The organism is Mycobacterium sp. UM_CSW (assembly GCF_000455205.1).
Classification (GTDB): Bacteria; Actinomycetota; Actinomycetes; order Mycobacteriales; family Mycobacteriaceae; genus Mycobacterium.
Map to the genome: position 1 here is coordinate 18856 of NZ_AUWQ01000049.1, position 8503 is coordinate 27358.

Here is an 8503-nt window from a genome sequence, read left to right on the forward strand (position 1 = left end):
AGGATGCTGGAGTCCATGCGAAGACTGACGGTTAACGGGCGGCGCCACGAGGTCGACGCCGCCGACGACACACCGCTGCTGTACGTGTTGCGCAACCACCTGGGTTTGAAGGGGACGCGGTTCGGGTGCGGGGTGGGCTTGTGCGGCGCCTGCTTTGTCCTTGCCGACGGCCGCCCCATCTACTCGTGCGACACCCCGCTGTGGTCGGTGGGCGACAAGTCGATCCGCACCGTGGAAGGGCTCGGCGACGACGGCGGGCCACACCCCGTTTCGCGCGCCTTGATCGCGCGACAGGCGGCGCAGTGCGGGTATTGCATGTCGGGCATCGTGGTGGCGGCCGCGGCGCTGCTGGCCGACAACCCCGACCCGACGGAGGCCGAGGTCCGCGCGGCGCTGGACCCCAACCTGTGTCGCTGCGGCTCGCACAACCGGGTGGTGGCGGCGGTGCTGAGCGCGGCGGCCGAGATGCGGGGGTCGGTGGATGCCTGACCTGCCGGAGTCGCTGGCGGCCAATCCCCTTCTGGGCGAATGGGTTCGGATCGGGCCGGACGGCGTGGTCGAGGTGCGCTCCGGCAAGGTCGAACTGGGTCAGGGCGTGTTGACCGCGCTGGCGCAGATCGCCGCCGAGGAGCTCGACGTCGACATCGCCCGCGTGCGGATGACCGCCGCGGCGACCGATCGCAGCCCCGACGAGGGCTTCACCGCCGGCAGCCGCTCGATCCAGCAGTCGGGCGCGGCGCTGCGCCAGGCGTGCGCCGAGGCGCGGACGATATACCTCGACGTCGCGGCGGCCAAGCTCGCCGTGGCGCCCGACGAGCTGGACGTCGACGACGGCGAGATCACCGGCCCCGAAGGGGTATCCACCAGCTACTGGGAGCTCGCCGACGATTCGCTGCTGGATCGCGCGGCCACCGGCGCGGCGACGCCCAAGCCGGAGTCGGCGTACGCCGTCGTCGGCACCGACGTCGCGCGGCTCGACCTGCCCGACAAGCTGACCGGGCGCCCGCGCTACCTGCACGACCTCGTGTTGGACGGTCAGCTGTACGGCCGCGTCGTTCGGCCGCCGTCGCGCGGGGCGCGGTTGCGTGATCTCGACGCCGGCCCCACCCTGGCGATGCCGGGCGTGATCACCGTCGTGCGGGACGGCGAGTTCCTCGGCGTGGTGGCCGAACTCGAGGAGGTCGCGGTGCGCGCCGCCGAACGGCTGCGCGGCGACGCCAGGTGGGACGAGCGCCCGACGCTGCCCGACGAGGACGACCTGCCGTCGTTCCTGGTGTCGGCGGCGGCCGAGACATCGGTGTTAGCCTCTAAAGCGGCTGCGCTGCAAGTGAATTCGGCGCGGTCGCATTCGGCGCGCTATCACCGGCCGTACCTGGCGCACGGGTCGATCGGCCCGTCGGCCGCGGCGGCGCTGTCGCACCCGGATGGCCGCCTGGAGGTCTGGTCGCACAGCCAGGGTGTGCACGTGCTGCGGCGGGAATTGGCTGCCGCGCTTGGTCTTTCCGTGGATCAGGTGGTGGTGCGCCACGTCGAGGGAGCGGGGTGCTACGGGCACAACGGCGCCGACGACGCGGCCATGGACGCCGCGCTGCTGGCCCGAGCGGTTCCCGGGCGCCCGGTGCATCTGGTGTGGTCGCGCGCCGACGAATTGGCCTGGGCCCCTTTCGGTCCCGCGGCAGTCGTGGAGATCGCCGCCGAGTGCGGCGACGACGGCGGGGTGGTCGACTGGCAACACGAGATTTGGAGCGGCAGCTACATGGGCCGCCCGGGCACGACGCCGACGTCGGCGTTACTGGCAGCCAGCGAACGCGCCGGCGGCGAGCCGATCCGGGCCGGCGGGGAGCCGCCGGTCGGGTGGGGCGGTGGCACCGGGCGCAATTCGGTTCCGGGGTATGACTTTCCGTCCTACCGGGTGATCAACCACCTGTTGACCGAGATGCCGCTGCGCACCTCGGCGCTGCGTTCCCTGGGCGCCTTCATCAATGTCTTTGCCGCGGAGTCGTTCATGGACGAGCTGGCCGCGGCCGCGGGCCGCGATCCCGTCGAATTCCGGTTGGCGCACCTGTCGGACCCGCGCGGGCGGGCGGTGCTGCGGGCCGCGGCTTTGCGGGCCGGGTGGGACGAGTGGGCGCCGCGGGAGGCCGCCGGTCGCGGTATCGGCTATGCGCGGTACAAGAATTCGGCCGCCTACTGCGCGGTGGTGGCCGAGGTCGAGGCGGTCGAGGAGGTCAGGGTGTGCCGGCTGGCGATCGCGGTGGACGCCGGGCTGATCATCAATCCCGACGGCGCGGCCAACCAGATCGAGGGCGGCGCGATTCAGGCCGCCAGCTGGACGCTGAAGGAGCGGGTGCGCTTCGACGAGTTCAACGTCACCAGCGACACCTGGGAGACCTACCCGATCCTGCGGTTCTCCGAGGTGCCCGCGATCGACGTCGAATTGGTTGCCGGGCAAGGGAATCCGCCGCTGGGAATCGGCGAATGCGCCCAGGGCCCGACGGCCGCCGCCATCGCCAACGCGGTGTACGACGCGCTCGGGGTCCGGGTGCGCTCGCTGCCGTTGACCGCCGAGCAGCTCATCGCGGCGATCGACCGGCGTTAGGTGTGGCCCCGGCAGGATCGCCAAACTCCCTCTGGGCGGGTCGCGATCAGCCAGGTGCTCGATCTCGAGCGGTGCGCAAGTCCGCGAGGTATCGCTGACTGCGTGCGCCACAAAGTCTGCCGGATAGCTTAGCGTCAGCTGCGAATCCGCTGGCTGCGCAGACCTCGTGATCCTGCATCACCAGGGCAGATCGGGCCGGCTTGCCTCACCGAGTGCCAACACTTGTGCACTGCGTGCACGACCGGGCGGTGAAGGGTTGCAGCGTGCGCTAGCCGACGTAGGTTCTGTCCCAAGCGCTTGCCGATGGCTCGTTTCTTCGCCGCGACTTCGTAACGTAGCCCAAACAGATTGGAAATACGAATGATTCAATGCTCCAGACGAACGATGCGCATGGGTGCACTCACGAGTGCCGCGGTGGCGCTCGCCGTGACAGTCCCCTCGGCCGTCGCCGCCTGCGCACCCGCCGCATCACCACCCGCTGCGTCTCCATCCGGCACGCCTGCACCCGCCACGCCGCCACCGAGTGGTCCGAAGCCCACCATCGTTCTGGTCCACGGTGCCTTCGCCGGCGGGTCGAGCTGGGGCGGCGAAGTCGGCGCGCTGGAAAAGGATGGATACGAGGCACGCGCGATCGCCAATCCTTTGGAGAACCTCGACTCCGATTCCGGCTCGGTGAAGAACTTTCTCGCCACTCTGAACGGACCGATCGTGCTGGTCGGACATTCCTACGGCGGATCGGTCATCACTAACGCCGCCGCCGGCAATCCGAACGTCAAAGCGCTGGTCTATGTCGACGCCGCGGCACCCGATGTGGGCGAGACGACTGCTCAGCTCAGTGGCGCCGACTCGGTACTGACCCGGCCCCAAGGCGAACTGTTCGATCCCGTCCTACCCCCGGGCGCACCCCAGGACCAAGCGGAGCTCTATCTGAAGAAGGACATCTTCCTCCAGCACTTCGGTAACGACCTGCCGCCGGACCTCGCCACCCGGGCCTGGGCCAGCCAGCGGTCGGCGACGGCCGCCTCGTTGTTTGCACCGTCGAAGAACGCCGCATGGAAGGACATCCCCTCCTGGTACTTCATCAGTAGCGGAGATCAGGTCATCACTCCGACCTCGGAGGACTCCATGGCCGCACGGGCCCACTCACAGATCACACACTTCAACGGCGGCTCGCACCTGACCCTGGTCTCACACCCCGACGCCGTCACGCAAGTCATCGAAGCTGCCGCCGCATCCGTGCACTGACCCGGATTGGTGAACGAATGGTGTTGCCGCGGCTAGTAATCGGGATGCGACAGCGTTGTCGATCCACTACTTGCCCCGGCGAACCAGGCAAATGAGGAGGCATCATGAAGACTCAGGACATCGGAGTGATGGTGGTGTTCGTATGGTGATCGCGGCCAGATCGTCACGGTTTACCGCGATTATTCACAAGCCTTTTCGAGGCACGTCATGGAGAGACGCTCGATGAAGATCAATCGTCGCCGGGTCTTGGGAGGTGCGGGCTTGGCAGGGGCCGCCGCCGCGACCGGCGCAGGCGTCGATCGCCTGCTCTCCGACGGCACTCCCGGCTTTCGTACCGACCGCGTGGAGCTAGAGGACGAGGATGCCACCCGCTTTGGTGATCCGCGTCTACCCGCCGAGACGATAACCTCAAAATCTCATCTGTTCCGTCTCGGTGCCCAACCCCCCACCACTCTCCACGGCGGATCGTTCCAGCAAGCGGACGAGGACAACTTCCCGATCCTCAAAGGCCAAGAAGCCAGCATCCTGCTGCTCAAGTTGGAGCCCGGCGGCATTCGCGAGCCGCACTGGCATCCCAGCGCATGGGAGATCAACGTGGTCACTGGTGGTGTCGCGACATGGGCCGTCATCGACGGCAACGGCAACCACGAGGCCTTCGATCAACACGAAGGAGACGTCGTGTTCGCTCCCCAAGGCTCCTTTCATTACTTCGAGAACAGGGGCCCGGGCGAGATGAACATAGTGATCATCCAGAACACCAGCGCCCCCGAAACCAAGGACAATATCGGCATCGGCGAGTCGCTCAGCCGTCTTCCACCCCGGGTGCTGTCAGCCGTCTTCGGAGTTCCAGCAGAGACATTCAACTCCTTCAAGAAGATCGACGGCGCGATTACCATCCTGAAATCGTCGCCATAGCGCGGCGCACCGGCTGATGTTGGTTGATGACGCACTCAAGAGGACCACCATGACACCGCATCAACACCGACCGACATCGCTGGTGCTCACCCAAGCCGTCTGCCGCACCATGCCCTGCGACGGTGACGCCGCAACGACCCTGCCCCATCCCGCCGCCGCCATGTAGCACTTCACTCCCCCCACACCGGTTAGGACACGACATGGCCACCACAAATCCCTTGCACTTCAATGTCTTTACCGCCCCCGAGAAGACCGTCACCGGCGACCGGCCCTACCCCTTCGGTCCGCCGCTGGCCTGGGATCCGATCACCGCCACCCTGATCTACGGCGACTACGAAGCCGTCCTGATAGACGCGCTGACCACCGTCGCCGAGGCCACCGCCCTGGCTGACTGGATCGCCCTGCACAACCGCGACCTGACCACCATCTACTGCACTCATGGCCACTTCGACCACTTCTACGGCATCTCCGTGCTGCTCGACCGGTTCCCGGCAGCCCGTGCGATCGCCACCCCCGCATCAGTCGACCTGATGAAGACCCAAATCACCGGTGACTGGCTGCGATTCGCCCAGCGACTGTTCCCTGGACAACTGCCCGCCCGCCGCCTCATCGCCGACCCCTACGACCAGCCCGCGTTCACCGTGGACGGCCACGATGTGCACATCATCGAACAAGGTCGCACCGACACCGTGCACACCACGTCGGTACACGTCCCCAACCTCGACCTCGTCGTCGGCGGCGACGTCGTCTACAACCAATGCCACATGTTCGTCGGTGACAGCACGCCCGACAGCCGGGCCAACTGGATCACTGCACTCCAACGCCTGCAGGACCTCAACCCCAAACACGTTGTGGCCGGCCACAAGAAGACCGGTGCCCCCGACACCCCGGACGCACTGCGCACATCGATGCAGTACCTCACTGACTTTGGGGTCCTTGTCGAATCCGAGACGAGTCAACAAGACATCTATGACCGAATGACCGACCTGTACCCGGACTGGGTCTGCCACCAATCCTGGCTGATGTTCAACTTCCCCGAGCTGGTCGCGGCGGAGTCCTGACATGCTACGCGAAACCATTCTGGGCGCCTGGATTCTGGTCACCTACACCGAGCAGGTCAACGGACAAGGGCCAGAACGACACCCGCACGGCCCGCATCCGGTCGGTCTGATCCTCTACACCGACGACGGCTACATGTCCGCACAGATCATGACCCCACATCGGGTGCCCTACGACGCCCCGGCCGCCGACGGCGGCACCGTGGAACAAACCGTGGCGGCCGCCAGCGGATACCTCGCCTACAGCGGGCCCTACAGCGTCGACGAGGCCACCGGCGACATCACCCACTACGTCACCGTGTCGCTGCTACCGAATTGGCTCGACCATCCCCAGCTACGGCACAGCCATTTCGACGGCGATCACCTCACACTAACCGCCCACACACCGCAACCCGACGGCGGCGATCTGGTCTCGACACTGATTTGGCGACGCCCCGAGCCGACCACTACCACGAGCAGTCATGACCGCCGCCCACGTCAATGAACCGTAGACGAGCAAGTCCACCCGGTCCCTTCGAAGGTGGGGTGTCGCGCCAAATGCCTTAATTTTTGAGGAAGGCATTGACGTCGTCGGCGAACTCACTGTGGTGCTGAAAAAGAAATCCATGTCCGCTGTCGGGATAGATCTTGATGGCAGCGTTGGGCAGCAAGCCCGCCAGGAGGTGGCTGTAGCGGGGCAGGATCATCCGGTCGCTGTCGCCGTTGGCGACGAATACGGGATGCGTGATCGCTGTCAGCCGTTCAAGCATGCTGTGGTTGGGGATGCCCCATTGGACAACCGCGTCGTAATGGGCGTTGCGCGTTGCCCAGTCCACCCCATCGTCACGGCCTTCGGAGCGCGCGAAGATCCGGCCGAGGAATTCAACCCCAGTTGCGCGGCTCGTCTCGCTCTCTGTGAAAAACGCGTGCAACAGCTGGTCCCCGGTTGTCTGCGGCGAACCGACCGCGTCGATGATGTCGTCGACCCAGCCATGCATGCCTGCGGCTCCCTGAGGTGCTGTGGCAGCCAACACCATTCGACCCACTAGGTCGGGCCGGATCAGTGCGATCTCTTGGGCAACGAACCCTCCCAGAGAAAAGCCCAGTATGTCGACGTGCTCAAGCCCTAGTGCAGAGATGAAACTGATCGCATCATGCGCCATTTGGGTCACCGAGTGCGGTACGTCGCCGGCGCTCGCGCCCACACCTGTGTTGTCGAAGGCTACGACGACACGATCGCGGGCCAATGCGTCCAGCAACGCCGGGTCCCAATTGTCTAGGTTGCCGCGGAAGTGCTGCAACAGCACCAATGGGCGTGCCGAGGAATTGCCGAACTGTCGATAGCTGTACGATATTCCGTTGTCGCCCAACACTGTTGAGGTGGATACGTCCAGATAGCTAGTCATTATTTTTCTCCCATTCTTTTTACAATTTGCGACCGGACGATCGGTTCACTTCGCGATGCGGTGGCGTCAAGCGGTCTCAGCCGCTTCCACGATGAGGTCGGTCAACTCCGACGGCATGGACAGCAGCGGCATGTGGCCGGTCGGCAAGCGGCGGACCCGGGTTGTGCGTGCTGCAAATGCGTCCTGGCTGGTCACCGCCACGTCGTCTTCGCACACGACGTATGTAGACGGCACGGAGCGCCAAGCCGCGGCGGTAAGGGTCTCGGTGACGGCTTTGTAGGTGAATGGCCGCAGCCGAGCGATCGCGCGGTCTGAGTCTTCTTGTGGCACATCGTTGAAGAGGATCTCGCGACTGTCAAGGGGGGTCGTGGTGTCGCCCTCAAACTTCCACCACGGAACCCTGCCGCTGAGCTCGATCAAGGATTCACCGATGTCCAGCACAAAGGCGCAGACATACACAATGTGGCGCACGTTGGACAGTCCCGCCGCGGCCTGCGTCGCAACGACGCCGCCGTACGAATGCGCAACGACGACCACCGGACGGCCGATTTCCCTGATGCGCTCCCTGACCACCGCGGCGTCGTCGTGCAACCCGAAGCGCGGACCACCGAGATCGGCGACGCTGGGCAGGTCGACCGTGTGCACCTCCCAGCCGCGCGCGGTCAGTTTGGGCTGGACCTTCTCCCAGCTCCATGCGCCGAGCCAGGAACCGTGAACGAGTAACAACGCTGGGCGTGCGGCGTTGTCCGCGGGCGTCGGGGCCATCATCTCATGCGTGTGGATCGATTTGGGTTGCTGGTCGCTGGCTTTCGACGATTGAGTCAAGGCATCTCCCGATTCTTGTGTCTAGGTCCGTAACTGCAGTTCGCACCCGCTGCGATGGCCGATGGACCTGTGAGGGCACACTTCAACGCTGCGGTACTCGCGAGTGCCGCCACTCGCAAGGTGTGCCCCAAATGTCGAAACATCCTCATGTCCAATCTGTTTGGGCCGCGAACCACTCCGCGGCTGGCGCACACTGCCGACCCTAATTCGGTTCGCGCACGCCGAAACCCTTTGTCGGCCTCTTAGGCACGCGGTGCACATCCGTGGGCACACGATGAGGCACCGTATATGCGACACGCCCGGTGTGCCCGACGACAACAGCAGGTTCGCGTTCTCCTGACCGCTTTGACGCCTGGATAGCGTCAGGCGTCATTCACCAGGTCTGGACGTCGGCGGCGATGGTCTCGGCGGTGTCGGCGGCGGCTATCGGATCGAAGCGGGCGGTGATCATGAGACCGATTTGGGCGGCGGTGAGC

8 protein-coding genes are annotated in these 8503 nt (G+C 65.6%); 6 read left to right on the top strand and 2 right to left on the bottom strand.

Going from position 1 to position 8503, the window contains the following annotated elements; all coding sequences use genetic code 11:
* Positions 1 to 15: 15 nt before the first annotated feature.
* The 6 genes from N415_RS18015 (at position 16) to N415_RS18040 (ending at position 6301) form a co-directional block, all read left to right on the top strand.
* Positions 16 to 489 carry a (2Fe-2S)-binding protein gene (locus N415_RS18015; RefSeq protein ID WP_068184846.1) on the top strand — a complete coding sequence of 158 codons (474 nt, stop codon included), beginning with the start codon at positions 16 to 18 and terminating at the stop codon, positions 487 to 489.
* The gene (locus N415_RS18020) at positions 482 to 2599 is read left to right on the top strand and encodes a molybdopterin cofactor-binding domain-containing protein (protein WP_068184832.1); all 2118 of its coding nucleotides are present in this window, start codon (positions 482 to 484) and stop codon (positions 2597 to 2599) included. The genes N415_RS18015 and N415_RS18020 overlap by 8 nt, the downstream gene beginning before the upstream one ends.
* A 414-nt stretch (positions 2600 to 3013) precedes the next feature.
* Complete coding sequence (locus N415_RS18025) at positions 3014 to 3844, top strand: alpha/beta hydrolase (protein WP_239645616.1); 831 nt, start codon at positions 3014 to 3016, stop codon at positions 3842 to 3844.
* Positions 3845 to 4066: 222 nt separating this feature from the next.
* Positions 4067 to 4759: a cupin domain-containing protein gene (locus N415_RS18030; protein WP_068184835.1), complete on the top strand. Its 693-nt coding sequence runs from the start codon at positions 4067 to 4069 to the stop codon at positions 4757 to 4759.
* A gap of 200 nt (positions 4760 to 4959) precedes the next feature.
* Positions 4960 to 5820, top strand: coding sequence for an MBL fold metallo-hydrolase (locus N415_RS18035; protein ID WP_081665340.1), 861 nt, complete (start codon positions 4960 to 4962; stop codon positions 5818 to 5820).
* A 1-nt stretch (position 5821) separates the two neighbouring features.
* Positions 5822 to 6301 carry a lipocalin-like domain-containing protein gene (locus tag N415_RS18040; RefSeq protein ID WP_068184837.1) on the top strand — a complete coding sequence of 160 codons (480 nt, stop codon included), beginning with the start codon at positions 5822 to 5824 and terminating at the stop codon, positions 6299 to 6301.
* A gap of 58 nt (positions 6302 to 6359) precedes the next feature.
* Here N415_RS18040 and N415_RS18045 read toward each other — a convergent pair whose 3' ends face one another.
* Together N415_RS18045 and N415_RS18050 are read right to left on the bottom strand one after the other, a co-directional pair.
* Entirely contained in the window at positions 6360 to 7202 is an 843-nt protein-coding gene (locus tag N415_RS18045) for an alpha/beta hydrolase (RefSeq protein ID WP_068184840.1), read from the bottom strand.
* A 66-nt stretch (positions 7203 to 7268) separates the two neighbouring features.
* A complete protein-coding gene (locus N415_RS18050; protein WP_081665341.1) occupies positions 7269 to 7970 on the bottom strand; it encodes an alpha/beta hydrolase in 702 nt (233 codons plus the stop codon).
* Between the last annotated feature and the right edge of the window lie 533 nt (positions 7971 to 8503).